Raw genomic sequence first — 23,973 nt, 5'->3', positions numbered from 1 at the left:
GACCGCCGCCTCGACATCGCGAGCGGCGGCGGGGTCGCACAGAACGGATTCGGGCGCACATCGAAAATCAGCGGCGCAAGCCCAACGAAACTCGCTCCGCCCGAGGCATTATCGCGCACCGGGACACTGGATGGCGGCGCCGGTCGATCGACAGGAACGGGAGCTTGGCGGGGTAGCGGACTGCCGGCGCCGTGGATACTACGGGGCAGAACGCACCTTGGCCGATTGATGGCCGCGCGGCAGGAAGGCGCGCAGGAACATGTCGACGCCAGCCCGCGCCGTGGCCTCGATTTCCGCGCTATAGCTCTCGGGACATTCGGTGCAACCGAACATCTGGCGCATCATCAGATTGCCCTTGATCAGGGTAAGGAACTGCATGCTGGCGCGCGGCACGTCATCGATGTCCAGTTGACCGGCGTCAACGGCCTGCTGCAGCAGGCGTTCCATCAGGCCATGCGTACGCGTCGCGCCCTCTTCCCAGATCAGCTTGCCGTAACGCGGATTGCCCTGACGGCAGTCGCTGAGGATGGCGCGGAAGGTACCCACGGTCTCGGCATTGCAATCCAGGTGGGCGTGGGTCAGCGCCACCCGCAGCAACGTCTCGCGAATGTCGACCTGCGGATCGAAGAAATAGGTTTCCTCCGGCAACAGGTCCTGGATGCGCGAACGGATCACTTCGCGGAACAGGTTGTCCTTGTCGCCGAAATGGCTGTACACGGTGAGCTTGGAGACGCCAGCGTCGGCCGCGATCGCGTCCATGCTGGTACCGGCAAACGCATTGCGTATGAACAATGCCTTCGCCGCGATCAGAATGGCGGCACGCTTCTCCATGTCCTTGGGGCGGCCGGGGCCCTGAGGTCTGATTTGCGCGCTGGTATTCATGCCTCCCACCTTAACAAAAGAGAATTCGAGCTTTATTATACGCAACGGTTCATTTATTTTCCAGACGGGTGCCGACCGGCGACCCGGAGCCCTCCTTGCGCATGTCCGGACGGTGACGTTCGTCAGTTGTCCGCGATGACTTCCGGCACTTCGTGGGTCGGCGCGCAAGCGGCAGGCTTGTCCATGTCCAGGCGTGTCATTGTAGGACGGGGCTGCAGCACTTATCCTTTTTGACCTTTTGGATCCGTACAGGACACGAGCAGATGGCGATGAATATCGAGCAGGCGCGGACGAACATGGTGGAAAACCAGGTGCGCCCGTGGGAAGTGCTGGACGGCCGCGTGCTGGACGTCATCGGCCGCGTGCGTCGCGAAGATTTCGTCGCCGCCGAACACCGCCAGCTCGCGTTCGCCGATCTGTGCCTGCCGTTGGGCCACGGTGAAGTGATGATGAAGCCGGTGGTCGAAGGGCGGGTATTGCAGGCCTTGGAGCTGCTGCCCACGGACCACGTCCTGGAAATCGGTACCGGCTCGGGTTTTCTGAGTGCGTGTCTGGCAAGCCTGTCGGCGCAGGTCACCAGCATCGACATCCATGCGGACTTCACCACCTCGGCGGCACAGCGATTGCAGGCCGCGGGCATCGGCAACGTCGCTCTCGTCACCGGTGACGCCGTCAGGGAATGGCAGCCGGGCGCGTTGTTCGATGCGCTGGTGGTGACCGGTGCGGTATTCGAGATTCCGCCGCACTGGTTGACCTGGCTGAAACCCGGCGCACGCGCGCTGGTCGTGCGCGGCCAGTCGCCGGTGCAACACGCCACCTTGTTGACGCAGGAAGGTGCCGGCCGCTATCGCGAAGAAATACTGTTCGAGACCGACCTGCCGTATCTGACCCATGCCGAGCCGCCGCAGCGGTTCGTCTTCTGACTTTGATTCTTGCGAGGCACTCCATGCGTTTGAAGCTGCTCACACTGGCCATGGTTCTGGCCGCCATTTCGCTGCCGAGCCACGGCGAAGACTTGCTGGACGCTTACCGTGAGGCGCGCGCCAATGATCCGGTGCTTTCGCAGGCCGATGCCAACCGGCTCGCCATCGGCGAAGGCGTCAATCAGGCACGCGCATCGTTGCTGCCCCAGGTCTCGGCCGGCCTGACGCTGAGCCAGACCAACGGTGGTGGCGGCACCACGTTCCAAGACCCGAACAATCCCGGCCAATTCATCAGTACCAGCCAGTTCGGGCATACCCGCACGCGCAGCATCAATGGCCAGCTCAGCCAGACCATTTTCGACTTCAGCAAATACGCCAACCTCAAGGCCGCGCACTCCGCGTCGGCTGCGCAAGACGAGCTGTATGAATCGGCGGCGCAACAGTTGTATGCGCGCGTGGCAGCAGCCTACTTCGGCGTATTGACCAGCGAAGACGCATTGACCTACGCGAAGGCGAACGAGGACGCCTTCCGCCAGCAATACGAGCAGTCCGACCAGCGCTTCAAGGTGGGCCTTTCGGCCATCACCGACGTGTACCAGGCCAAGGCTTATTACGAAGCGGCCAAATCGCAGACCATCGCGGCCCAGAACGCGCTGAACGATGCGCGCGAGGCGCTTACCCAGATCACCGGCAAGCCGACCGGCGAGCTCAAGAAGCTGCGCGACGATCTGCCGATGCAGCCGCCCTCGCCCGCCGACCAGGACAGCTGGGTCAAGCAGGCGCTGCTGACCAATCCCGACCTGCTCGCGCAGAAAAACAACGTGGAGACGGCCGAACACAACATCACGGCGGCCCGCTCCGCGCATTTGCCGACGATCACCGCCAACGTCAGCTACGGCAAGAATGCCAGCTGGTATCAGAACGCCGACATCCACGACAACCGGCCCGGCTCCACCACCGTCGGACTGACCCTGAACGTGCCGATCTTCTCCGGCGGCCTCATCCACTCGCAGGTCCGCCAGTCGATCTATCAGCGCGACGCCGCCACCGACGCGCTGGAATCGCAGCGCCGCCAGGTAGTCCGCGACACGCTCAACTATTACCGCTCGGTCATCGCCGGCATCGCCCAGGTCGAGTCGGCCAAGGCCTCGGTGGTGTCCGGTCAGAAGGCGCTCGAGGCGACCCGTGCCGGCTTCGAGGTCGGCACCCAGACAATGACCAACGTGTTGCTGGCGATCCAGACCCTGACTTCGTCGGAAAGCAGCTACTCGCAGGCGCGGCACCAGTTCATCCTGAACAAGCTGCTGCTGAAGCAGACGGCCGGAACTGCCGACATCAAGGACATCGAGGCGATCAACGCCTTGCTGCAGTGACCTGATCGCGTCGACCTCCGCGCAAACGGCCGGGATCATTCCCGGCCGTTTGCCGTCGGCAACCGGCGTCTGCGGACTACTCCTGCAAAAGCGTGTCGATCAGTTGCATGACCCGCTGCACCGCACCGCGCTCGCGTTCGAAAACCTGCTGCGCCGCCCGCCCCATGTTCTCGCGTCGGAGCGGATCGAGCAGCAACTGCAAGGTGACCGGACCGAGCCGGGCCGCGTCCGGCACCCGTTCGGCGCCGCCTTGCTGGATCAGGCTGAGCGTGATCTCCTCGAAATTGAACGTATGCGGCCCTACCAGCACCGGGATCGACAAGGCTGCCGGCTCCAGCACGTTGTGACCGCCGATGGGCACCAGGCTGCCGCCCACGAAGGCCACCTCGCTCGCCGCGAAAAAGGGCATCAGCTGACCCATCGCGTCGATCACGAACACCTGGTGCGTCGACAGCGGCAAGCGGTCGGCGCTGTGCGTGGCGACGCTGAAGCCCAGACTGCGCACCGAATTTTCGACCACGCGGAATCGCTCCGGATGTCGCGGGGCCAACAGCAGCAGTGCATCGGGTAACCGCTTGAGTACCTGCAGGTGCGCTTCCAGCACCGCCAGCTCCTCGCCCTCATGCGTGCTGGCCGCGATCCATACCGGCCGCCGCAGCCCCCAGTGTTCGCGTATCGCGGCGCCGGCAGCGACCGCGCCATCGGGGATCGGCATGTCGAACTTCATGTTGCCGGTCACCACGATCTGTTGCGGATCGGCTCCCAGCAAGCGATAGCGCGCTGCATCCGTACGCGACTGCGCGGCAATCAGCCGCGCGCAGCGCAACGCCGAGCGCAGCAGGCTGCGCAGCGGCTTGTAGCCACGCAACGAGCGTTCGGACAGCCTCGCGTTGACGATCATCAGCGGTATCCCGCGACGGCGGCAGGCGAAATACAGGTTCGGCCAGATCTCGGTTTCCACGATGAGCGCCAGTCGCGGCCGAATCCGCCTAAGGAAGCCACTCACCGCGAACGGCAGGTCATACGGCAGGTAGACATGGAACACGCTGTCGCCGAACAGCTGATGCACCCGCGCCGTACCCGTGGGTGTCACCGTGGTGATCACCAGCGGCGCGTTCGGATAATCGCGCCGCAGCGCCTTGATCAGGGGTTCGGCCGCATTCACTTCGCCCACCGAAACCGCGTGCACCCACAGGCTGCCCCTGAAACCGGGTGCCTCGAAGAAGCCGAATCGCTCGGGCCAGCGGCGGTGGTACGGCCGTGACCGCAGCCCGCGCGCCAACAGGCGCAACACCAGCAGCGGGGTCACCAGAAACATCGCGAAGGTGTAGAGGTAGCGCAACGTGGGTGCCTTTCCGTTCAACGCGGCAGTATACGAGAGCGGGGAATGGGGAATGGGGGAACGCATCGACAGCGCCAGGACGGTCCGGACGCAGCAGGCGTTGTGTCGCAGCAAGCTGCCGCCTCCGTTCGTCCCGCATTCCCGCCTCCACTACAATGTGCACGATGCCCGGCATGCCCCGCCCCACCTTCACCCGCTCACTGCTTGCGCCGCGCCATTGGCCGGCATGGCTGGGCGTGGCCATGATCTGGCTGATCGCGCGGCTGCCGCAACGCGCACTGATGTGGCTCGGTCGCTGCCTCGGCGCGCTGGTATTGCGGATACCCTCCGCGCGTCGGCATATCGCCGAGGCGAACATCGCGCTGTGCTTCCCCGAGCTCGATGCTGCCGCCCATCGCGCGCTGGTCGACGCCAATCTGCGCGACATCGGGCTGATGCTGGTGGAGTTCGCGCTCGGATGGCTGGGCAGCGACTTGCGCATGACGGCGATTCCCACCCGCATCGAGGGGCTGGAGCATCTCGAGGCGGCGCGCGCGCAAGGCAAGGGGGTGTTGCTGGTGGGCGGCCACTTCTCGCATCTGGAATTGTGCGCGCGACTGGTCTCGCAGCGGATCCGCATCGCCGGCATGTATCGCCGGATGGATTCGACCGTATTCGAGTGGCTGGTGCTGCGCGCGCGACTGGATTACGCCGACGCCATGTTCGAGAAGGACGACATCCGCGGCACCGTGAAGTACCTGCGCAGCGGCGGCACGCTGTGGTACGCGCCGGATCAGGACATGCGCAGCAAGGACACGGTGTTCGTGCCGTTCTTCGGCGTACCGGCAGCCACCATCACGGCGACCCATCACCTGGCGCGGCTTTCCGGTGCCGTGGTGATCCCGTTCTTCCATCGTCGCCTGCCTGGCGGCCAAGGCTACGCGCTGCGTCTCGGTGCGCCGCTGGAAAACTTCCCGGGCGCGGACGTCCTGCCCGATACCGCCCGCGTCAACGCCTGCATCGAGCAGATGGTGCGCGAGGCACCGGAACAGTATCTGTGGGTGCACAAACGCTTCAAGACGCGACCGCCCGGTCTGCCCGCGGTCTACTGATCCGCGCTGTCGCCCGGTGGCGGGCGCCGATGCAATTCGTACGATTTCGCGTATTTCAGGAACGCGTAGAACGCATGGATGCGCGCCGCGATGAAACCGGCCCAGCCAGACCGCCAGTGTCCGCGCAACAGGTAGTAGCGCAGGAATGCCACCGTCGGATACGCCACCATGCGCAGCCGCAGCCAGCCGATCTCGCGCCTGGCCAGGTCGGCCTGCTGCAGACTGGAATAACGGTTCGCCTTGGCCACGCGACCGGCGATGTCAGGTTCGCCGTAGTGATCGATCACCACGTCGAGCACGCCCACCGGGCCATCCACCTGCACTTCCTCGTGCACCTCGTGGCCGCTCATCCGCGCGCGCTGCCGGTCGAACAGGCGCACGTAATGGTTGAGCCGGCCGCGCCGCGACTGCCAGCGCCAGAATTGCCACTCGCGCCGCCACAACTGGTAGCCCGCGTGCGCCGGTGCCCGCAATGCCTGCTGCAGCAAGGCCGCGGTGTCTGCCGCGAGCGATTCGTCGGAATCCAGCAGCAGCACCCAGCGATGGCTGGCCAGGTCGATCGCCGCCTGTTTCTGTGCGCTGTAGCCGGCGAACGGCTGGGTGTGGACGCGCGCGCCGTGGTGCGCGGCGATCGCCGTGGTGGCGTCGGTCGAGCCGGAGTCCAGCACCACGACCTCGTCGGCCCAACTCACCCCGCGCAGGCAGGCATCGAGGGTGCCGGCGCTGTTGAACGTGGTCACCACCACCGACAGCAGCTCACGTCTCATCGCATGTATCCCGAGGGGGTGCTTTTTTGAGGAGTCTGGCAGGGATGCCGGTTTCTGCCGTGCCGGCAGGGATGCCGGCGACAAATAAACTTGCGCACCACAACCCGAGCAGCCAGGCGAACAGCAAGCCCCACCAAGCCGAATAGAAGGCCAAATGAGTGTTCAACGGAAACAGCATCACGCCCAGTGCCAGCGTGACCGGGAAAGCACGTGTACGCGCCGCCGCGCCAACCCGACGCCACGCGCGCCACGCCAGCACGAAAGCTGCCAGCCACAACAACAGGCCGATCGCACCGGTCTCGGTGAGGATTTCCAGCACCAGCTGATGCGCATGGCATGCACCTTCGTCCACGCCGCAGGCTTCGGCAGAAACCACGAAATGATCGTTCGCCGGTGCGTAATGCGGATAGGCATAACGGAACCCGCGCACGCCGACGCCATTGAATGGATGCGCCGCGATCATCCCGACGCTGGCATGCCAGATGTCGAGCCGGCCGCTGAGTGCGGTGTCGATGGATTGATCGGTTCCCTGAACCATCAGCATGCTGCGCTCCATCCGGGCATGGAAGCGTTCGGACGTTTTCCACGCCAGGCTGCCGGCGAGGGCAAGAAGCACCGCGGCGACCAAGCAGAATCCGGCAAAACGCAGCGGCGACCTTGCCTCGTGCCAGGCGAATCCGAGTGCCACCAGCGCGTAGCACAGCCACGCCGCGCGCGAGCCGGCCAGCAACACCGGCCCCAGCATCAGCACGAAAGCCAGCAACAATCCGGGCAGGCCCCAGCGCCGCCGCGCGACCCACAACGCAAACGGCGACAGCACCGCGAGGGTCGGGCCCAGCTTGAGGTTGTCCGCGCCGAAAATGCCCGAAACGCGTTCGGCCTCGGCATGGCCGCCCAGGCTCCAGCCGGTCAGCGCCTGCAGCCACGCATCGATGCTCCACAGAGCCAACACCACGGCAACGGCCACATAGAGTGCCTGCAACTTGCTGTCACGACGGATCGCGAAACACGCATACAACCCCAATGGCGCGTAGCGCAGCAGTCCCGCGACGGTGCTCCAGCTCTTGCCCGGCATGATGGCGTCGAACGCCGACAGCAGCGCCGCACCGACATAAGCCGCCAGCAGCCAGAGCAGCAGGCGTGCACCGGGATGCTGGCTCAACGCTTGCGGCTCGCGCGCCAACAGCAGGGCGACTCCGAGCAGGCACAACAAGGTGCCCAGTTCGGAGCTGCGGCCCAGCGGCAGCAGCGCGATCACCAGCCAGAACGGCAGCAACGGCGAGCGCAGTGCAGCCTTGAGTGAGGTGCCGAAGGAATTCATGCGCGGACCGGACGAAGACGATCCCGCATTGTAGGCGAGCGCGAACGCCGTGGTGTTTCAGCCTGCCGTGACTTCTTCGTACAGCGCCAGGGTGGCCTGCTGCATGTCGACCAGACGGTAGCTCTGCAGTGGCGGAATCGGCGGCGCCACGCGCAACAACTCGGCGGCCCGCTCGACCAGCCGTTCGCGATCGCCCGGCGGCACGCGGCCCGCCGGATACAGCTCGGCCAGCAGCTCGCCCACCCCGCCGTGCGCGTAGCCGAGCACGGGCCGGCACAGCGACAACGCCTCGATCACGGTGCGGCCGAACGACTCGGGCTGGTTCGACAGCTGCAGCACCAGCGCCGATATCGCATAGACATCACGGATGTCGCCGCGTGGCGGCGACATCGCGACCTGCGAGGTCACCCCGCGTGCGCGCGCCAGTTCACGCAACTCGGTCACGTAAGCCTCTCGGCCGGGTTCGATCACGCCCAGCAGCAGCAGGCGTACCTCGATCCCGCGGCGCTTGAGGTCGGCCAGCAACTCGATCGCATCATGGTGGCCTTTCAGGCGCGTGCCGCGTGCAGGCAGGGTCAGCAGCGGAGCGCCGGCCAGCATCGGGTATTCGGCGAAAAATGCCTTGCTCCAGGCCTCGTCCGGACGATGGCCATACGGGAACGCTACCGGATCGATGCCGCGCGGAATCACCCTTACCCGCGACGGTTCCAGCCAGCGATAGTGACTGAGCACGTAATCGCGCAGCGGCTGCGAGACGGCGATCACGCGCTCGCCGCGCATCAGGATGGCGCTGTAGCTGCCCGGCGAATTCAGCCCGTGTACGGTGGTGACGAAATGCGGCCGCGGCGTCATCCCCTTCAACGCCCACCAACCCAGCCAGGCAGGCAACCGCGAGCGGGCATGCACGATGTCGGGGCCGATCTCGCGCAATACCCGCCGCAACGGGCCGAGCTGAAACAGGGTGCGCAACGATTTGCGGCCCAGGTCGAGCGCCACGTGTTCGCTGCCTTCGGCCTGCAACTGTTCCACCAACCGGCCGCCAGCGGATATCACGATCGAGCGGTGGCCCGCCTGGACCAGCGCGCGGGCAATCTCCAACGCCGAACGTTCGGCGCCACCGGAGTGCAGCGCGGGGATCAGTTGGACCACAGTCAGCAGCTTGGCGGGAACGGCAATGCTGGACATGAGCTCTGGACTGGCGGATTTCATTCTCTGGAGGCAAGCAAAAACAGTGCCGCCAGCGCTTGGCGTACCGGCGAACGGTCAGTCGCGCAACACGTAGTGCGCGCCACAGTAGGCACAGGCTGACTCGCCGCCATCGTCGACGATCGGCAAATAGACCTTCGGGTGCGAATTCCACAGCTCCATGCCGGGCATCGGGCAGGACAACGGCAGGTCCGCGCGCGTCACTTCATAACGATTTTCGGCATTTGCCGGCACCAGCGGCACCGCCGCGGAAAGAGTGGGCGACATCAGTGAACTCCATACTGGACAGCGGACCACAAATGGTAGCAGGCTGCAGGCTTCCGTCGGGGGACGGCAGGGACGGGGAAAACAAGCGGGGCCTATGCCGCCAGATCGCGTGACCCCGGGAAAGTGGGTTGTACATCATCCTCGTTCCGGTGCCGGCACCGGACCAACTGGTTACGGGAGCAGACCATGGATTTCGGGAAAATCATCGACCGCATCAAGAACATCCTGACCACGCCGAAAACCGAATGGCCGGTCATCGCCGCCGAACCGGCCACGGTGAATGGCCTGTATACCGGTTACATCGCGATCCTTGCGGCACTTCCGGCGATCGCCAGCTTCATCAAGGGCAGCCTGATCGGGCACAGCCTGTTCGGCGTCACCGTACGCAGCCCGGTCGGCATGGGCATCGTCGGCATGCTCCTGCAGTACCTGCTGGCGCTGGTACTGGTCTACGTGATGGCACTGATCATCAATGCCCTCGCGCCCACCTTCGGCGGCAAGAAGGACATGGTGCAGGCGCTCAAGACCATCACCTACGCGTGGACGGCCAGCTGGATCGCCGGCATCGCGGTGATCCTGCCCTGGATCGGCATGCTGATCCTGATCGTGGGCCTGGTCTATGCCATCTACCTGTTCTACCTCGGCCTGCCCAGCACCATGAAATGCCCGGCGGACAAGGCCGGTGGCTACACCGCGGTCAGCATCGTCATCACCGTCGTGCTGGGCTGGATTTTCGCCTTGATTGTCGGCAGCGTGGTCGGCACGGCCGCGATAAGCGGCGCGCACATCAGCAACAGCAGCGGCGACGTCACCATCGATAGCAACAGCACGCTCGGCAAGCTCGCCGCGATGGGCCAGCGCGCCGAGCAGGCAGGCAAGGACATGGAGTCCGCGCAAAAGTCCGGCGACGCCGCCGCGCAGCATGACGCGATGGGCAAGATGATGGGCGCGGTATCGGGCACCAGCGGCACGGTCGAAGCGCTAGCGCCGGATCGGATCAAGGCGTTTCTGCCCGACAGCCTTGGCGATCTCAAGCGCACCAGCGTGTCCGCCGAACGCAACAATGCGATGGGCATGCAGATTTCGCAGGCCAGCGCCGACTATCGCGGCGACAACAATCAGCATATTTCGCTGGAAGTGTCCGACACCGGCGGCGCCAAGGGCTTCATGGCGATGGCTGCCGCGATGGCACCGGAAGAGGAGAAGCAGACCGAACACGGCTACGAGAAGACCTACACCGCCGACGGCAACATGGTCCATGAATCATGGGACGACCAGTCCAAATCCGGCGAGTACAGCGTGGTCGTCGGCAAGCGCTTCACGGTGAAGGCGACCGGCAGCACCGACAGCATCGATCAGCTGAAACAGGCCGTCGCCAGCATCGATCTCGGCAAGCTGGAATCGCTCAAGGACGCCGGCGTGAAACCGGACTGACCCCGATCGCACCATCGACACAAAAAAAGCCGCGCCATCACGGGCGCGGCTTTTTCATGATGGATGGAGCTCACTTCAAGGCGCTTTCGGCACCGAGCCTTCAGTGGTGATGCGGATGTTGACCGCATCGCTGACATTCGGCACGTACGCACCCACGCCGAAGTCCGAGCGCTTGATGCTGGCAGTGGCATCGAAGCCGATCGACTGCGCCTTGCTCATCGGATGCGGGCCGATCTTGTTCAAGGTGGCGTCCAGCACCACCACCTTGGTCACGCCATGCACGGTGAGGTTGCCGGTGACCTTGAACTTGTTGCCGCCCAGCGGTTGCACGGCGGTGCTCTTGAACGTCACCACCGGGTACTTCTCGGCGTTGAAGAAATCCGGCTCCTTCAAATGCTTGTCCAGCGCTGGCACGTGGGTGTCGAGCATGGCCAGCGGCAAGGTCACCTGCACGCTGGAGGCGGCCGGATGCTGCTCGTCGAACACCAGCGTGCCCTCGCCCAGGCCGAAATCGGCAGTGGGATTCGAGTAGCCGAAGTGGTTCCAGCTGAACAACACCATCGTGTGGCTCGGGTCGAGCTTGTAGGTGACCGGAGCGGCCTGGACCGATACGGCGGCGCCGAGCAGGCCGGCGAGCGCGAGATACTTCAGTGCACGCATGGGAATGACTCCTTGGAGGATCGTGGATGGCACTTTGCGTCAGGCGATCTTGCAGGCTTCGTCGAACGCAAGGCGGGGGCTGCGCGGAAACAGGTTGCGGCTGGCGTCGCCGTAGCCGATGCTGATCAGAAAATTCGACTTGATCGCGGTACCGGCAAAAAACGCCGCGTCCACGCCGGCATTGTCGAAACCGGACATCGGTCCGCAATCGAGCCCGACCGCGCGCGCGGCCAGCAGCAGGTAGGCGCCCTGCAGCGTCGCGTTGCGGAATGCGGTGGTGTCGATCAGCGGCTGGTTGCGGACGAACCAGCTGCGCGCGTCGGCATGCGGGAAAAGCTTCGGCAGCTGCTCGTAGAACTCGTGATCGGTGGCGACGATCGCGGTGACCGGCGCCTCCATCGTCTTCGCGCGATTGCCTTCGGACAGGAAGGGCTCCAGCTTCGCTTTCGCCTCCTTCGACTTCACGAACACCACGCGCATCGGCGAGGAGTTCGCGCTGGTCGGGCCGAACTTGGCCAGTTCATAGATCCGGTGCAACTGCTCGTCGCTCACCTCCTTCGGCAACCAGGCGTTCAACGTTCGGGCGCTGCGGAACAGCTGGTCAAGGGTGGCCTCGGAAAGCAGCTCGCTCATGGGTATCCTCTGTCGAAAGCGCGCCGACGGTGGCGGCATGGTCTGCAAGTGTATAGGCCGTCGCGTGGGAACAGATCACGGCTTTGGGGAACGTACTGTGTTCATGGGAGAAACAATGCCGCGATGCCAGCTGCCATGGTGAAACTGCACGGCGAATGCTGGGTGATCACCGACGCCGCTGCCGGCAACCAGCGCCAGGCGCTGGCGCTGGCCGAACACCTGCAGATGCCGCTGCGTCATCTCGTACTGGAACCCCGCGCGCCGTGGTCGTGGCTGGCGCCGCGACTGGCGCTCGGCGGAGCGCTCGCGCTGCCTGCGGCCCAACGCGGCTCGTTCACGCCACCGTGGCCGTCGGTGGCGATCGGCTGCGGTCGCAGCGCCGCGCTGTTCACGCGGATGCTGCGCGGCCTGTCCGGCGGGCAGTGCTACACCCTTCAAATCCTCAATCCGCGCATCGATCCCGCACACTGGGACACGGTGATCGCACCACGACATGACCATGTCGAAGGCCCCAATGTGCTGCGGCCGCTGGGCTCGCTGAATCTGGTGGGTGACGAGTGGCTGGCCGACGGCCGCGACTCCTGTCCCGGTTTCGCCGAATTGCCGCAGCCGCGTGTCGGTGTACTGCTTGGCGGCCCGCGCAAGGGCATCGCGCTGGATGCCGGTTACGCCAGCCAACTGGCTGCGCGGTTGCTGGAGCGCCAGCGCGTCGGAGGTGGCAGCCTGCTGGTGCTGGCTTCGCGACGCACACCTTCCGCATTGATCGAGGTGTTCCGGCTTGCACTGGAAGACATACCCGGCCTGGTCTGGGCTGGTCGCGACGATGGCCGCAACCCGTATCCCGGCGTACTTGGCTGGGCCGACCGGCTGATCGTCACGCCCGATTCGGTGAACATGCTCAGCGAGGCCTGCGCCGTCGGCTGCCCCGTGCAGACATTCGTGCGCGCACCGCTGCCGGCAAAGCTCGCGCGTTTCCATCAGGCGCTGCACGATGCCGGATTGCTGCATGCCATGGATGAAACCGTGTCGATCGCGCGCGCGCCGCCCTTGCGCGAAACCGCCGCCATCGCCGCTGCCTTGCGCGAACGGATCAGCGCCCGCGCGGGCAACTCATGATCCCTCGCGCACCCAGCTCAACTGCCCGGATGCCAGCAGCGCATCCAGTTGCGCTGCAAACGGGAAGCGCATGATTTCAGCGGACAACGGCGCGGTGGCGACCAGGCCGACACAGGCGTTGCGCCCGTCCTGCTTGGCGCGGTACAGCGCCAGGTCGGCCAGTTCGATCGCCGCATTGAAGGTCGTCCTGTCGACATCAAGCGCGAGCGGATACATGCTGAAGCCGATCGAACAGGTCAGCTGAATCCTGCCCCCACGACCGTCCGGGAAATCCCTTGCCGCGATATCGCAGCGCAGGCGTTCGGCGACGGTGCACACGTCGGCGACCTCGACGTCCTGCAGCAGCAGCAGGAATTCCTCCCCGCCCCATCGCACGGCGATGTCGCCTTCGCGCCGCGACGCCATGAACAGATGGCCGAGTTCGCGCAGTACCGCATCGCCGGCCGCATGACCGTAGCCGTCGTTGACCAGCTTGAAGTAGTCGACATCGATCTGCACCACGCCGATCGGATCGCCGCTGGCGAGCATCTCGGGCAACCGCGCCAGCAGGTAGCGGCGATTGTTCAGTTCGGTCAAAGCGTCGGTGTGGCTTTCCTCGGTCAGCACCAGGTTGCTGAGGCGCAAGCGTTCGAGCGCATGGGCGAGCTCGTCGGTACGCTGCGCGACCTGCGTCTCCAGCCAGACATTGCGACGGCGCTGCCGGCGCATGCTCCAGCCGACCAGCAGGAAGATCAGCAGACACGCCAGCACGATCGCTGCCACGCGCACCACGGTGCGTTCGTACCAGTACGGCTTGACCTCGATCCGCAGGTCGGCCTCGGGCCCGAAGCCCGGCGCACCGGAAACCGCGGCGGCAACGCGGAACCGATAGGAGCCTGGTGGCAGGTGGGTGTAGAACGCCACGCGTCGCGCACCGACTTCCTGCCAGCTCTTGTCGTAGCCTTCCAGCCGATAGCGAAAGCGCAATGGGCTGATACCCAGATACGGGGCGGTGTAGCGAATCGCCAGATCGCGCACGTCACGCTGCGGATCGAATGTTTCGTCGTAAACAGCGGGATCGTCGTGCCCGCTGGACTCGATCATCGCCGATGGCGACTTCAGCGGTGCGTCCAGCACACGCGTATCCAGCCCGAGTGCGCCATCGGTGGTGCCGTACCAGATGACATCGCCGTCGACGAGGCTGCGCGCGCCGGCACCGCCGTTGCAGCAATGCATGTTGTGCAGGCTGGTGGTCCGTTCCTCGCCGGCAAGCAACTGGGGCACCACCCGACGCGCCGGCGAACCCGGCAGTGGCAGTTGCGCCAGCGGCATGCGCCACGCCCCGACGATCGTGCCCACGTAAAGCTGTCCGCCGACAAGGTCGAGTGTCCAGGCGTTGTCGCTGGGCAGGCCATCCTTCTGTCTTGTCATGCGCAGCCGTCCATCCTGCATCACGCCGATGCCGGCATCCATGGTCGCGACCCCGAGCATGCCGGGCTTCAACATGGCCAGGCGCGAGACGAAGTGGCCGCGCAGCGGTTCGGCCCAGGCCGGCTGCTGCAACTTGCCGGCGCGCCATTCGCGCACGCCGTCCTCGGTGCCCAGGTACAGATGATCGGGGCCCAGCGGCAGGATCGAACGGATGGTCGCGGCGGCCACCGAAGCTCCGGGGTCGACGCGATCGAGCTTGCCCGCACGCCAGTGGTACAGGCCGCCGGAGGTCCCGATCCAGAAATCGTCATCCGCCACCTCGCGGATGTCGTTGACCTGCCAGCGATCCAGGGCGGACAGCGCGGCCGGGGTGACGTTTTTGCCTTTGTCGTAAACCGCCATGCCCGCCCGCGTGCCGATCCACAGGCGGCCGCGATGGTCGTAATACAGCTCGTACGCGGACGGGTTCGGCAGGCCGCTGCCCGGAATCAACGGGTGCACGCGCTTGCCATCGAACCTTTCCACGTCGGAATTGGTGCCGAATACGATGTCGCCGCCCGGTGCGCGCGCGATACTCCACAGCATCGAGTCAGTCATGCCGTCGCGGGTGGAGATGTTTCGCATCCAGCCGTTCCAGGCCCGGTACAGCCCCCCGATGTGGGTACCCAGCCACAGACTGCCGGCATGGTCCTCGAACAGCACCTGGACCCAGGGATGGTGCGCGATGTCGTCGTCGCTCACGCGTTCGAGCACGGCATCGGGCCGGCGTCGATACAGCGCCGGCACGGTGCCGATCCACAACGCGCCATCGCGATCGGTCAGCAGGCTTTCGATCGACGTGGTATCGAGGACCGAATCCAGGCCGGACGCAACGAGGCGGGTGCCATCCAGCCGCTTCAGGCCAAACGACGTACCCAGCCACAGCTCACCGCCGGCGGCGGCAATATGGGTGATCGGCACCGGTCGGCCGTCCGCGTGATCCTGGCGGAAGCATGTCATGGCCGACGAACCGGCCCCGGCATCGAGTCGGCAGACACGATTCAGGCCACCGATCCACAGCACTCCGCCCTCGCGCAGCAGGCTGAAGGCCGGCCCGTCATAGCCGGGAACAGGCACGACCCTGCCATCGCGTACGCGCTCCAGGCCTTGCGCGGTGGCCAGCAAAGGCGTGCCGTCGCCGGCATCGATGATGGCGTTGATCCCTTCTCCGCCCAGCGCGGTGAACTGCCCGCCGCGTTCCCGCAACAGGCCGCGCGCACCACCGAACCAGACCTGTCCGACCGGGTCTGCCCAAACGGCGGAAAGCATGCTGGTGTCGACCCCGGCGCGAGTCCGGTCGAACGTGACGAAGCGCACGCCGTCGAAGCGCGCTACCGCGGACTGGGTGTTGATCCACAGGAAACCGGCCCGATCCTCGGCCATGCCGAGCACCGTGATCTGCGGCAAGCCCTGCTCGACGCTCCAGTGATCGAGGACGAAGCTGCTGAACGGCATCCGCGGGTCCATGGCCGCGGCCGGCCGCATGCCGGACAGGCAAGCCACGATCGCGAACAGGATGATGTGCAGCCGCGGTGTCATGCTTTCCCTTGCTGCAAGTTGCTGGACTCTCCGGCTCCCCCGAACTCCTGGCCGGCTCCGGCCGATCTTGCCCCTCGACAAGGTGTCAGACAAGCGGTGTCGATGAAAATCCCGCCTGCGCACCCCTCAGCGCGCGGATGCGGCGGGCGTTTCAGCCGGCAACGGCGTCGAAGGCGAAACCGAGTGCATCGGTGACTTCGCGCACGCTGGCGCACAACTGTTCCAGTGCCGCGTCGCGCGGGGCGATGCGTGAGCGCAGGTCGAGCGTGCAGGCCAGCGCACGCTGCAGCAGCATGGCATGCGCCGTCCCCAGGGTCGCCGCCTGATCGGGATCGAGCAATCCGGCGACGCGGCATGCTTCGATCATGCCGGCGTTGGATGTGACACCCAGCAGTTCCGGCCGTCCTGCCGCATGCGCCAGCACCATGCCCTGCAGTGCGAATTCGATGTCGAGCAGGCCTCCGTGGCCTTGCTTGAGATCGAGCTGGCGTTCGTCGGAACGGTCGCGCTCGGCCCGCCAGCGCTGGCGCATGCTGCTGACATCGGCCCGCACCGTGGCGTGCTCGCGCGGCACCGTCAGGACCTCGCGGCGGACCGCTGCCAACTGGCCATTGAGCGCCACATCGCCGGCGACCGGGCGGGCGCGCAGCAACGCCTGATGCTCCCACGTCCATGCACGGCTTTGCTGGTACGCGACGAAAGCATCCAGGCTGCTGACCAGCAGGCCTTTGGAGCCGTCCGGGCGCAGTCGCGTGTCGACTTCGTACATGCGCCCGGCGCGGGTCAGCACGGTCAGCCAGTTCATTACCCGCTGGGCCAGTCGCTGATACCAGCGAGCGCCTTCCAGCGGACGCGGGCCGTCGCTCATCAACGCAGCGCGCCGACCGTCGTAGACGAACACCAGATCGAGATCCGAGGCAAAGCCGAGTTCCTCGCCACCAAGGCTGCCGTAGCCGAGCACGGAGAAGCCCGACCCTTCGCCGGGTAGCCGGCCATGCTGCGCGATCAATTCGCGCTCTGCCAGCGCCAGCACGGCGCCGACCACCGACTCCGCCAGTGCGGCCAGCCGGCGTGCGGTGGCGACCGCATCGGCACGGCCATCGTTGAAAGCCAGTCCAAGCCGGAATGCGGTGGACGCCCTGAATTCGTTGATCCGTTCAAGCTCGGCTTCCGCCTCGCGCTCATCCAGCGTGCCCAGCACGCGGACGATTTCCGCGGCGATGTCGGCGCGCTTGAACGGCAATTGGTCGATGCGCGGGTCGAGCACGTCGTCCAGCAGCAGCGGCTGGGCGATGACACGCTCGGCCAGGAACGCGCTGTCGGCGAACAGCCTCACCAGCCGACGCCGCGCCGCCGGCTGTTCTTCCAGCAAGGCCAGGTAGGACGAGCGCCGCGCCACCGCCTGCATCAGCCGGCACAAGCGCAGCAAACTGGCCACCGGCGCAGCGGTGGCACGAGCCGCGTCGAACAATTGCGGCATCAGGTGATCGAGCCGCTCGCGCGAGCGCGCGGACATCGCACGCACCGCCGCGGCCTGCGGCAATTTCAACAACGTATCGGCCAGCTCGACGCCGGGCACGAAGCCGGAGGCTTCCAGCGTGGCCACATCCAGCGATTCGTCGCAGGCGCGCTGCCACAACACCATGTCCGCCGCCGGCACGCTCGCCGCGCGGCCGCCTTGCGGCATCAGCACCGCAGCGAATTCCTCGCTGACGATGGCGCGGTGCTTCGCCAGCGCGGCGTTCAACGCATCCCAGCCGGGGTAGTCCAGGCTCAGCGCGAGACGTTCGCGGCTGAGCGCATCGTCGGGGATGTCGTGGGTCTGCGCGTCACGCAGCATCTGCACGCGATTTTCGACCCGGCGCAACAACACGTACGCTTCGCGCAACATGCGCGCGCGCGCCGCGGCAATGTGGCCGCGCGCCTCGCAAGCGGTCAGCGCCGGCAGCAGGCCGCGCACGCGCAGGCTCGGTTCGCGGCCGCCGCGGATCAGCTGGGTCAGCTGCACGATGAACTCGATCTCGCGGATGCCGCCGGGGCCGAGCTTGAGGTTGTCGGCCAGGTCCTTGCGCGCGACCTCTGCGTCGATCAGCGCCTTCATCTCGCGCAAACCGGCGAACGCGGTGTAGTCGAGGTATTTGCGGTAGACGAACGGGCGCAGCAATTCCTGCAGTTGCTTGCCGGCGGCGCGGTCGCCAGCCACCGGACGCGCCTTGATCCAGGCATAACGCTCCCAGTCGCGGCCCTCGCTCTGGTAGTACTGCTCCATCGCGGCGAACGACAGCGCCAGGCGGCCGGCATTGCCGAACGGACGCAGGCGCAGGTCGACCCGCGCACAGATGCCATCCATGGTCGGCTCGTTGAGCAAGCGCACGAGCTGGCGGCCGAGCCGGATGAAATACTCGCTGTTGTCCAGTGGCCGCGCGCCATCGGTTTGCCCGGCATGCGGATACGCCAGCACCAGATCGATGTCGGAGGAGAAATTCAGCTCGCTGCCGCCGAGCTTGCCGAAGCCGATCACGAGCAGCCGCTGCAACGCACCGTCGGCGGTACGGCTGCGGCCGTAACGCGCAGCCAGCGCACGTTCGGACCATGCCAGCGCCACATCGAGCAAGCCCTCGTACAGCACGCTGGTGGCCGACAGCGTCTCGGGCAGTTCGTCCAGCCCATTGACGTCGCGAAACACCAGCCGCAACGCCTCGGCGTGCCGAAAGCGACGCAACGCAACCATGCTGGCGGCCTCGTCCTCGGGCAGCTTCAGCGCGTCGATGCGGCTGCCGGCGTCGTTGCCGGAGCGCAACCGCTCCAGCCCGGCCGGGGCCAGCAGCTGCGGCTGGCGGCACCACACGTCGAACGCGAAATCGCTGGCCAGCAGGGTGCGACGGATCCGTTCAGCGACGCCGGCGTCATCGTGCAGTGGCACACCGGCGGCGCGGCAACGGGCAGCCAGGTCGCCGTAGCGATCATCGATCAACGCACGCAGTGCGGGGGATTCTTGGAGAGGCATCGAGCCATTGTGCCGCAGTGCGGGCAAGCTGCCGAGCCGCCGGCATCCGTTGCCGCAATCACCGGTGCACCGTCGGCGCGGCGGAGCGTTGAACAACCGGTACGCAAGCCCGAAACTCGCCGCTCTCCCGCCTACGCGCGGTTCATCCAAGCGCCATTACATTTGAGTGTCCGCACCATGACAGCAACTGCAGGACCCGCATGCCCCTGAATTTCGCAAATCCGCCCGGCCGTTGGCGCGGTCCGGTTTCACGCGTCGCGCTGGTGCTGTTGCTGGCGCTGGCGTTCGTGTTGCTGACCGGCCTGCTGGATGGCGGCGTTGGCGTGACACCGACGCGGATCTTCGATCAGCCACGGTTTCCCCTGGCCAACGCCTGGCCGGGCCTGCTGCTGGCCGGTGTGCTGCTGGCGCTGAGCCGACGGCTGCTGTTGTCGTTCGGACTGGCGTTTCTGCTGCAGGGGCTGATCTACGGTGCCGACGAGCTGAAGGTGGCCAACCTGGGCACGCCTTTGCTGCCGGACGACTTCCGCATCGTCGGCCAGTTGCAGAACGGCGGCATGCATCTGCTGTCCGGTTACCTGCCGCACAGTCCATGGCCGTACCTTGGCCTGCTGGTCGCGCTGGCGCTGGTCGCGCTTGCGTGGCGGGTGGAACCGCCGCTGTTTCAGCGCCGCACCGGTGGCCGGCGACTGCTGGCCGGCAGCGTGCTGGCCGCGGCCCTGCTCAGCATGCTGGTCGGGCTGCCGGCATGGGGTCGCATCTACAACGCCAAGGTGCTCTGGCTGGAACCGTGGTCGGCCACTTCCACCACGATCCATTCCGGCCTGATCAGCTCGCTGATGCTGTTTCATCTGCAATATGGAAAAGGCCAGCACAAGCCTGACCGCAAAGCCGCCACACAATTGATCGAGCAGTCCGCGCCCGCCCTGCTGCAGTCGCTGCAGGCCCCGATGGCCAGCGACGAATTGCCGGACATCGTGGTGGTGCAGAGCGAGTCGCTTTTCGACCCCACCATCATGCGCGGCTACGAGCACAGCCACTTCACGCCAAACCTGCACCGACTCGCCGCGCACGGCACCAGCGGCAAACTGCATGTGCCCACCTTCGGCGGCGGCACCATCCGCACCGAGTTCGAGGTACTCACCGGGTTGTCGCTGCGCTACTTCGACAACCTGCAGTTCCCCTACCTGCAGATGAGCCACAAGGCGCTGCCGGGACTGGTGCGCACCCTCAGCCGGCACGGCTACAGCACGCTGGCGCTGCACGGCAACGACCCGGCCTTCTGGAACCGCACCACCGCATTCAAGGCGATCGGCTTCGACCGCTTCGTGTCGCAGTCGTCGTTCCCGCCGGGCGCGCCGAACGACGGCAAGTACATGGCCGACAGCGCGATGACCGACGAGATCATGACCCAGCTGAAAGACAGCGGGCCGCCGCAATTCATCTTCGCCATCAGCATCGAAGCGCACGGTCCGTACGACGTCGAGCCCGCCCACGCCGCGGAGCGCGATGCGATCCCGGTGCCGGATGGCATCAGCGGTCGCGACAAGCTGGAACTGCAGACCTATCTCTACCACCTCAAGCATGCCGACGCCGAGCTCGGCCGGCTGGTGAAACTGCTCGCCCAGCGCGAACGGCCCAGCGTGGTGCTGTTCTACGGCGACCACCTGCCCGCGCTGAGCAACAGCTACCACATCACCGGTTTCGTCGACGGCGGCGACATGCTGAGCCAGGCCGGCGTGTGGCTGCTGGTCGATCCAAAGCACCCCGGGAAACGCGCCCAGGTCGACACCGCCTCATGGCTGCTGCCCGGCAAGCTGCTGGCGCGTGTCGGCATCCACGACGACCCGTATTTCGCGCTGACCGCATTGATCGGCCCGCAACTGGCCGCACTCACCGAAGCTCCCGGCGCGCCGCCACCGGTCGAAGGCAGCGATCAGCAAAAACTCGACCAGGCCATGGCCAGCGTCGACCAACTGCGCATGGACGGCAAGCTGGACAAGTTGTGGCCGGCGCCGCTGGCAGCCGCCGCCGCACATGACGATCGACCGCCGTTGCAGGCGTCCGGCACTGCGGTCGCTGCGCCGGCCCATTGAGTTCCCGACGCGCGAACAGCGGTCCGGTTTCGATGGTGGTTTCCAGCTGCGCGGCACCGACCGACCGCAAAAAGAAACCCCGCCAGGGCGGGGTTTCTTTTTGCGCAGGCTCTTGACGAGCAGCGCGGTCTGGGATGGCGGCTTCTTGATTAGAAGTCCATGCCGCCCATGCCACCCATGCCGCCGCCCATGCCACCGCCGCCATGGCTGTGGCCTTCGTCCTTCTTCGGCAACTCGGCAACGATCGCTTCGGTGGTGATCGCCAGGCCGGCGACCGACGCGGCGTGCTGCAGGGCCGAGCGGGTCACCTTGGTCGGATCCAGGATGCCCATCGCCACCATGTCACCGAACTCGCCGGTGGCGGCGTTGTAGCCGAAGTTGCCGGTGCCTTCCTTGACCTTGTTGAGGATCACGGACGGCTCTTCGCCGGCGTTGGCGACGATTGCACGCAGCGGCGCTTCCAGCGCGCGGCGGGTGATCGCGATGCCCAGATCCTGGTCGGTGTTGTCGCCCTTCAGGCCTTCGACCGCCTTCAGCGCGCGGATCAGCGCAACGCCGCCGCCCGGGACCACGCCTTCTTCGACGGCTGCGCGCGTGGCGTGCAATGCATCTTCCACACGTGCCTTCTTTTCCTTCATCTCGATCTCGGTGCCGGCACCGACCTTGATGACCGCCACGCCGCCGGCCAGCTTGGCCACGCGCTCCTGCAGCTTCTCGCGGTCGTAGTCGGAGGAGGTCTCCTCGATCTGCGCCTTGATCTGGCCGATGCGCGACTGGATCTTCTCCGCGTCGCCGGCACCGTCGATGATCGTGGTGTTTTCCTTGGTGATGACGATGCGCTTGGCGCGACCCAGATCGTTGATCGTGGTCTTCTCCAGCGACAGGCCCACTTCCTCGGACACGACCTGGCCGTTGGTCAGCACCGCGATGTCTTCCAGGATCGCCTTGCGACGGTCACCGAAGCCCGGCGCCTTGACGGCGGCGACCTTGACGATGCCGCGGATGGTGTTGACCACCAGGGTGGCCAGCGCCTCGCCCTCGACTTCCTCGGCCACGATCAGCAGCGGCTTGCCGGCCTTGGCGACGGCTTCCAGCACCGGCAGCAGCTCGCGGACGTTGGAGACCTTCTTGTCGTGGATCAGGATGTACGGATCGTCCAGCTCGACCTGCTGCGACTGCTGGTTGTTGATGAAGTACGGCGACAGGTAACCGCGGTCGAACTGCATGCCCTCGACGACGTCGAGCTCGTTCTCGAGGCCCGAACCTTCCTCGACCGTGATCACGCCTTCCTTGCCGACCTTCTTCATCGCGGTGGCGATGATGTCGCCGATGTTGGTGTCGGAGTTGGCCGAGATCGTGCCGACCTGGGCGATTTCCTTGTCGTTCGCGGTCGGGTTGGAGAACTTCTTCAGCTCGCCGACGGCAGCGCTCACCGCCTTGTCGATACCGCGCTTCAGATCCATCGGGTTGATGCCGGCGGCAACCGCCTTGAGGCCTTCCTGGATGAACGCCTGGGCCAGCACGGTGGCGGTGGTGGTGCCGTCACCGGCGACGTCGGAGGTCTTGGAAGCGGCTTCCTTGACGATCTGCGCGCCGAGGTTTTCGTACTTGTCGGCCAGTTCGATCTCTTTCGCGACGGACACGCCGTCCTTGGTGATCGTCGGCGCGCCGAAGCTCTTCTCGAGCACGACGTTGCGGCCCTTCGGGCCGAGGGTGACCTTGACCGCGTTGGCCAGGGTGTTCACGCCTTTCAGCATGCGAGCGCGGGCGTCTTCGCCGAAACGTACTTCTTTAGCTGCCATTTTCGTAAACCTTTAGAAAAGAGTTGAGAGGAGTGAGAAACGAGAGAGAGCGAAGCAGAAAGCGAGGTGGAGTGATCGCGACGGGCGCGCTCTACTCACTTCTCGCTCCTCTTCACTCATTCCTGCCTTTTTAGCCTTCGATCACCGCCACGATGTCGTCTTCCTTCAGGAAGACCAGTTCTTCGCCGTCGATCTTGATTTCCTGGCCGGCGTACTTGCCGAACAGCACCACGTCGCCGGCCTTCAGCGACATCGGGCGCACCTTGCCATCGGCCATGATCAGGCCGGTGCCGGCGGCGACGACCTTGCCGCGGGTCGGCTTTTCGGTGGCGCTGTCGGGGATGACAATGCCACCGGCAGAGACGCGCTCTTCTTCGAGACGCTTGACGATGACGCGGTCGTGCAACGGACGCAGTGTGCTCATGGATGACTCTCCAACTGACTTGATTGAGGTGGGACAAGGCTTTCAAGGCCCGATCGACAGGCTTGTTAGCACTCATGGTAAGTGAGTGCCAATTTTACGGATACAGCACCCCGCCGCAAGCTCTTTGAATCGGGAACGAACAGCTAATTGGGTGGGCGAGGGCCGGTTTCAAGGGCTGGCGCAGAGACAAACTGCAGCGCCTCGGTGGGTGCGGCCTCAGCCGCGACGCTTTTGACCTGGCCCATCCACGAAGCCCCGAGTGAAGTCACTCCCCCCAGATGCCAAGGGAAAACCCGCTTCGCGCTAAGCTGGCCGGCATGTCCGAGCCTGTTTTGCTTTGCTATTGCTGTTGTCCCGACGCCGCCAGCGCGCGGGCACTCGCCGAGGCACTGGTCGGCGAGAGGCTGGCGGCCTGCGTCAGCCACCTGCCCGGCGTCCGCTCAACTTATCGCTGGCAAGGCGAGGTGACCAGCGACAGCGAGGAGTTGCTGCTGATCAAGACCACCGCCGGGCGCTTCGACACGCTGAAGGCGCGACTGTTGCAATTGCACCCCTACGAACTGCCGGAACTGATCGCGGTGCCGGTGACGCACGGTCATGACGCCTATCTGGACTGGGTGCGTGCCAACGCCGCAGGGTGA

General features: G+C 65.7%; 19 protein-coding genes. 7 read left to right on the top strand and 12 right to left on the bottom strand.

What is annotated here, in order from left to right; translation table 11 throughout:
- Positions 1-198: 198 nt before the first annotated feature.
- The gene (locus tag CIW53_RS12255) at positions 199-882 is read right to left on the bottom strand and encodes a TetR/AcrR family transcriptional regulator (RefSeq protein WP_149365002.1); all 684 of its coding nucleotides are present in this window, start codon (positions 880-882) and stop codon (positions 199-201) included.
- Positions 883-1,145: 263 nt separating this feature from the next.
- Between CIW53_RS12255 and CIW53_RS12250 the strand changes: the two genes are divergently transcribed.
- Complete coding sequence (locus CIW53_RS12250) at positions 1,146-1,805, top strand: protein-L-isoaspartate O-methyltransferase (protein ID WP_149365001.1); 660 nt, start codon at positions 1,146-1,148, stop codon at positions 1,803-1,805.
- Between the two features lie 23 nt (positions 1,806-1,828).
- Positions 1,829-3,178: a TolC family outer membrane protein gene (locus tag CIW53_RS12245; RefSeq protein WP_149365000.1), complete on the top strand. Its 1,350-nt coding sequence runs from the start codon at positions 1,829-1,831 to the stop codon at positions 3,176-3,178.
- A gap of 76 nt (positions 3,179-3,254) precedes the next feature.
- Here CIW53_RS12245 and waaA read toward each other — a convergent pair whose 3' ends face one another.
- A complete protein-coding gene (gene waaA, locus CIW53_RS12240) occupies positions 3,255-4,520 on the bottom strand; it encodes a lipid IV(A) 3-deoxy-D-manno-octulosonic acid transferase (protein ID WP_149364999.1) in 1,266 nt (421 codons plus the stop codon).
- A 173-nt stretch (positions 4,521-4,693) separates the two neighbouring features.
- Between waaA and lpxL the strand changes: the two genes are divergently transcribed.
- Positions 4,694-5,611: an LpxL/LpxP family Kdo(2)-lipid IV(A) lauroyl/palmitoleoyl acyltransferase gene (gene lpxL, locus CIW53_RS12235; protein WP_242451881.1), complete on the top strand. Its 918-nt coding sequence runs from the start codon at positions 4,694-4,696 to the stop codon at positions 5,609-5,611.
- On the opposite strand, the gene CIW53_RS12230 is transcribed toward lpxL, so the two are convergent.
- The 4 genes from CIW53_RS12230 to CIW53_RS12215 all read right to left on the bottom strand — a co-directional run bounded on the left by CIW53_RS12230 (position 5,605) and on the right by CIW53_RS12215 (position 9,172).
- Complete coding sequence (locus CIW53_RS12230) at positions 5,605-6,378, bottom strand: glycosyltransferase family 2 protein (protein WP_149364997.1); 774 nt, start codon at positions 6,376-6,378, stop codon at positions 5,605-5,607. The two genes, lpxL and CIW53_RS12230, sit on opposite strands and share 7 nt — an antisense overlap.
- A complete protein-coding gene (locus CIW53_RS12225; RefSeq protein WP_149364996.1) occupies positions 6,368-7,699 on the bottom strand; it encodes an O-antigen ligase family protein in 1,332 nt (443 codons plus the stop codon). The genes CIW53_RS12230 and CIW53_RS12225 overlap by 11 nt, the downstream gene beginning before the upstream one ends.
- 57 nt (positions 7,700-7,756) lie before the next feature.
- On the bottom strand, positions 7,757-8,884 hold the full coding sequence (locus CIW53_RS12220) for a glycosyltransferase (RefSeq protein ID WP_149364995.1): 1,128 nt from the start codon (positions 8,882-8,884) through the stop codon (positions 7,757-7,759).
- A gap of 78 nt (positions 8,885-8,962) precedes the next feature.
- On the bottom strand, positions 8,963-9,172 hold the full coding sequence (locus CIW53_RS12215) for a zinc-finger domain-containing protein (RefSeq protein ID WP_149364994.1): 210 nt from the start codon (positions 9,170-9,172) through the stop codon (positions 8,963-8,965).
- Positions 9,173-9,358: 186 nt separating this feature from the next.
- Between CIW53_RS12215 and CIW53_RS12210 the strand changes: the two genes are divergently transcribed.
- A complete protein-coding gene (locus CIW53_RS12210) occupies positions 9,359-10,606 on the top strand; it encodes a Yip1 family protein (protein ID WP_149364993.1) in 1,248 nt (415 codons plus the stop codon).
- A 75-nt stretch (positions 10,607-10,681) separates the two neighbouring features.
- Here CIW53_RS12210 and CIW53_RS12205 read toward each other — a convergent pair whose 3' ends face one another.
- Positions 10,682-11,266 carry a YceI family protein gene (locus CIW53_RS12205; RefSeq protein ID WP_149364992.1) on the bottom strand — a complete coding sequence of 195 codons (585 nt, stop codon included), beginning with the start codon at positions 11,264-11,266 and terminating at the stop codon, positions 10,682-10,684.
- Positions 11,267-11,305: 39 nt separating this feature from the next.
- Positions 11,306-11,899: a malonic semialdehyde reductase gene (locus CIW53_RS12200; protein ID WP_149364991.1), complete on the bottom strand. Its 594-nt coding sequence runs from the start codon at positions 11,897-11,899 to the stop codon at positions 11,306-11,308.
- A gap of 123 nt (positions 11,900-12,022) precedes the next feature.
- Here CIW53_RS12200 and CIW53_RS12195 point away from each other — a divergent pair, with 123 nt between their 5' ends.
- The gene (locus CIW53_RS12195) at positions 12,023-13,015 is read left to right on the top strand and encodes a mitochondrial fission ELM1 family protein (RefSeq protein ID WP_242451880.1); all 993 of its coding nucleotides are present in this window, start codon (positions 12,023-12,025) and stop codon (positions 13,013-13,015) included.
- On the opposite strand, the gene CIW53_RS12190 is transcribed toward CIW53_RS12195, so the two are convergent.
- Both CIW53_RS12190 and glnE read right to left on the bottom strand, forming a co-directional pair.
- Complete coding sequence (locus tag CIW53_RS12190; RefSeq protein WP_149364990.1) at positions 13,010-16,003, bottom strand: ligand-binding sensor domain-containing diguanylate cyclase; 2,994 nt, start codon at positions 16,001-16,003, stop codon at positions 13,010-13,012. The genes CIW53_RS12195 and CIW53_RS12190 overlap by 6 nt on opposite strands.
- 151 nt (positions 16,004-16,154) lie before the next feature.
- Positions 16,155-19,010: a bifunctional [glutamate--ammonia ligase]-adenylyl-L-tyrosine phosphorylase/[glutamate--ammonia-ligase] adenylyltransferase gene (glnE, locus tag CIW53_RS12185; protein ID WP_149364989.1), complete on the bottom strand. Its 2,856-nt coding sequence runs from the start codon at positions 19,008-19,010 to the stop codon at positions 16,155-16,157.
- Between the two features lie 200 nt (positions 19,011-19,210).
- Here glnE and CIW53_RS12180 point away from each other — a divergent pair, with 200 nt between their 5' ends.
- Entirely contained in the window at positions 19,211-21,106 is a 1,896-nt protein-coding gene (locus CIW53_RS12180) for an LTA synthase family protein (protein ID WP_149364988.1), read from the top strand.
- Between the two features lie 149 nt (positions 21,107-21,255).
- Here CIW53_RS12180 and groL read toward each other — a convergent pair whose 3' ends face one another.
- The gene (groL, locus tag CIW53_RS12175) at positions 21,256-22,908 is read right to left on the bottom strand and encodes a chaperonin GroEL (protein ID WP_149364987.1); all 1,653 of its coding nucleotides are present in this window, start codon (positions 22,906-22,908) and stop codon (positions 21,256-21,258) included.
- Positions 22,909-23,038: 130 nt separating this feature from the next.
- Positions 23,039-23,332, bottom strand: coding sequence for a co-chaperone GroES (locus CIW53_RS12170; protein WP_007806603.1), 294 nt, complete (start codon positions 23,330-23,332; stop codon positions 23,039-23,041).
- A 317-nt stretch (positions 23,333-23,649) separates the two neighbouring features.
- Between CIW53_RS12170 and cutA the strand changes: the two genes are divergently transcribed.
- Positions 23,650-23,973 (top strand): divalent-cation tolerance protein CutA, encoded by a 324-nt coding sequence (cutA, locus tag CIW53_RS12165; protein ID WP_149364986.1) that lies wholly within the window; start codon positions 23,650-23,652, stop codon positions 23,971-23,973.

Source organism: Rhodanobacter sp. T12-5, from assembly GCF_008329435.1.
In the GTDB taxonomy this organism is placed as follows: Bacteria; Pseudomonadota; Gammaproteobacteria; order Xanthomonadales; family Rhodanobacteraceae; genus Rhodanobacter.
This window is presented reverse-complemented; position numbering and strand designations above follow the sequence as displayed.

Excerpts from the sequence above, each read along its gene's own strand:
- CIW53_RS12255 (WP_149365002.1), bottom strand. The coding sequence starts at position 882 with ATGAATACCAGCGCGCAAATCAGACCTCAGGGCCCCGGCCGCCCCAAG.
- CIW53_RS12245 (WP_149365000.1), top strand. The coding sequence starts at position 1,829 with ATGCGTTTGAAGCTGCTCACACTGGCCATGGTTCTGGCCGCCATTTCG.
- CIW53_RS12215 (WP_149364994.1), bottom strand. The coding sequence starts at position 9,172 with ATGTCGCCCACTCTTTCCGCGGCGGTGCCGCTGGTGCCGGCAAATGCC.
- CIW53_RS12195 (WP_242451880.1), top strand. The coding sequence starts at position 12,023 with ATGCCAGCTGCCATGGTGAAACTGCACGGCGAATGCTGGGTGATCACC.
- CIW53_RS12225 (WP_149364996.1), bottom strand. The coding sequence starts at position 7,699 with ATGAATTCCTTCGGCACCTCACTCAAGGCTGCACTGCGCTCGCCGTTG.
- lpxL (WP_242451881.1), top strand. The coding sequence starts at position 4,694 with ATGCCCCGCCCCACCTTCACCCGCTCACTGCTTGCGCCGCGCCATTGG.
- CIW53_RS12220 (WP_149364995.1), bottom strand. The coding sequence starts at position 8,884 with ATGTCCAGCATTGCCGTTCCCGCCAAGCTGCTGACTGTGGTCCAACTG.
- cutA (WP_149364986.1), top strand. The coding sequence starts at position 23,650 with ATGTCCGAGCCTGTTTTGCTTTGCTATTGCTGTTGTCCCGACGCCGCC.
- CIW53_RS12170 (WP_007806603.1), bottom strand. The coding sequence starts at position 23,332 with ATGAGCACACTGCGTCCGTTGCACGACCGCGTCATCGTCAAGCGTCTC.
- CIW53_RS12250 (WP_149365001.1), top strand. The coding sequence starts at position 1,146 with ATGGCGATGAATATCGAGCAGGCGCGGACGAACATGGTGGAAAACCAG.
- CIW53_RS12200 (WP_149364991.1), bottom strand. The coding sequence starts at position 11,899 with ATGAGCGAGCTGCTTTCCGAGGCCACCCTTGACCAGCTGTTCCGCAGC.
- CIW53_RS12190 (WP_149364990.1), bottom strand. The coding sequence starts at position 16,003 with ATGACACCGCGGCTGCACATCATCCTGTTCGCGATCGTGGCTTGCCTG.
- groL (WP_149364987.1), bottom strand. The coding sequence starts at position 22,908 with ATGGCAGCTAAAGAAGTACGTTTCGGCGAAGACGCCCGCGCTCGCATG.
- CIW53_RS12230 (WP_149364997.1), bottom strand. The coding sequence starts at position 6,378 with ATGAGACGTGAGCTGCTGTCGGTGGTGGTGACCACGTTCAACAGCGCC.
- CIW53_RS12210 (WP_149364993.1), top strand. The coding sequence starts at position 9,359 with ATGGATTTCGGGAAAATCATCGACCGCATCAAGAACATCCTGACCACG.
- glnE (WP_149364989.1), bottom strand. The coding sequence starts at position 19,010 with ATGCCTCTCCAAGAATCCCCCGCACTGCGTGCGTTGATCGATGATCGC.
- CIW53_RS12180 (WP_149364988.1), top strand. The coding sequence starts at position 19,211 with ATGCCCCTGAATTTCGCAAATCCGCCCGGCCGTTGGCGCGGTCCGGTT.
- CIW53_RS12205 (WP_149364992.1), bottom strand. The coding sequence starts at position 11,266 with ATGCGTGCACTGAAGTATCTCGCGCTCGCCGGCCTGCTCGGCGCCGCC.